1 protein-coding gene and 2 pseudogenes are annotated in these 1,376 nt (G+C 59.8%); all 3 read left to right on the top strand.

From position 1 onward, the window contains the following. Window positions 1–399: pseudogene (locus L9Z73_RS30565) on the top strand (methyl-accepting chemotaxis protein); the annotation flags it as partial. 307 nt (window positions 400–706) lie between these two features. Next, window positions 707–1,162, top strand: coding sequence for a type II 3-dehydroquinate dehydratase (gene aroQ / locus L9Z73_RS30560; protein WP_247408687.1), 456 nt, complete (start codon window positions 707–709; stop codon window positions 1,160–1,162). Window positions 1,163–1,186: 24 nt separating this feature from the next. Next, window positions 1,187–1,376: pseudogene (locus L9Z73_RS30555) on the top strand (acetyl-CoA carboxylase biotin carboxyl carrier protein); the annotation flags it as partial.

Genomic DNA, 1,376 nt, shown 5'->3' with positions numbered 1-1,376 from the left:
AGCAGTAACGCCAGCGACGGCATCTCCCTGGCGCAGACCACCGAAGGCGCGCTGGACCAGGTGAACGACAACCTGCAAACCGCTGCCCGCCAGTCGGTAGAAGGCATGCGCGCACAGGTCGAGCACGCCGAAGCCACCGCCCAGCAAGCACAGGCGGCCGACGGCGCGCTGGATGAAATCGTCGGGGCAATACAGACCATTTCCGACACCGCCGTGCGCATCGCCGATGTGACCGCGCAGCAGAGCGGTGCCGTGAGTGAGATTCGCGATAACAGCGAACGGATTCATCAGCTGGGTGAGGACAACCTGCTACGCATCGGCCAGGGCCGCAGCCAGGGTGAACACCTGTTGGTGCTGGGCGGCCAACTCAACACTGCCGTCCAGGCCTTCCGCGTCTGACCTGCCCCATGAAGATCCAAAATCAAATGAAGATCAAAATGTGGGAGGGGGCTTGCCCCCGATAGCGGCGGGTCAGTTACAGATAGTGAGACCGGCACACTGCCATCGGGGGCAAGCCCCCTCCCACATTTGACCTCCTGTGTTTTCAAAATCGTGTTGCCAATGACCAGACCGGGCGACTTGGTCACATACTTTGCGCAATCCTCGCTAATCGTGCAGCCTACTGCATAGAACTGGACAGTCATAAAGACTTTGCGGCATAGTCGCCGGGTTCTGCCGTACCCACATCAATAACAAGGAACAGCCGATGGCGACCTTACTGGTTCTTCACGGACCCAACCTGAACCTGCTCGGCACCCGCGAACCGGGCGTCTACGGGGCTGTGACCCTGGAACAGATCAACCTCGATCTGGAGCGACGGGCTCGTGAAGCCGGCCACCATCTGCTGTACCTGCAAAGCAACGCCGAGTACGAATTGATTGATCGCATCCACGCCGCGCGCGGCGAAGGCGTGGACTTTATCCTGATCAATCCCGCCGCTTTTACGCACACAAGTGTTGCATTACGTGACGCGCTGCTGGCGGTGAGCATCCCATTCATCGAAGTGCATTTGTCGAACGTGCACAAACGCGAACCTTTCCGCCATCACTCCTACTTCTCCGACGTAGCGGTAGGTGTGATCTGCGGCCTTGGCGCCAGCGGTTATCGACTGGCCCTGGAGGCCGCCCTGGAACACATTGAACAACCGGCCAAGCGCCCCTGACCGACCCTTGGGAGTTGATGATTCATGGATATCCGTAAAGTTAAGAAACTGATCGAACTGCTGGAAGAGTCCGGCATCGACGAGCTGGAAATCAAGGAAGGCGAAGAGTCCGTCCGGATCAGCCGTCACAGCAAGACCCCGGCCCAGCAGTTCTACGCGCCACAGATGCAAGCCCCGGCACCTGCTGCTCCGGCCGCCGCACCTGCTGCCGCAG

Source organism: Pseudomonas emilianonis (genome assembly GCF_023072625.1).
In the GTDB taxonomy this organism is placed as follows: domain Bacteria; phylum Pseudomonadota; class Gammaproteobacteria; order Pseudomonadales; family Pseudomonadaceae; genus Aquipseudomonas; species Aquipseudomonas paraveronii.
This window is presented reverse-complemented; position numbering and strand designations above follow the sequence as displayed.

Bases quoted from the DNA above. Each gene is read 5' to 3' on its own strand.
- aroQ (WP_247408687.1), top strand. From the start codon at position 707: ATGGCGACCTTACTGGTTCTTCACGGACCCAACCTGAACCTGCTCGGC.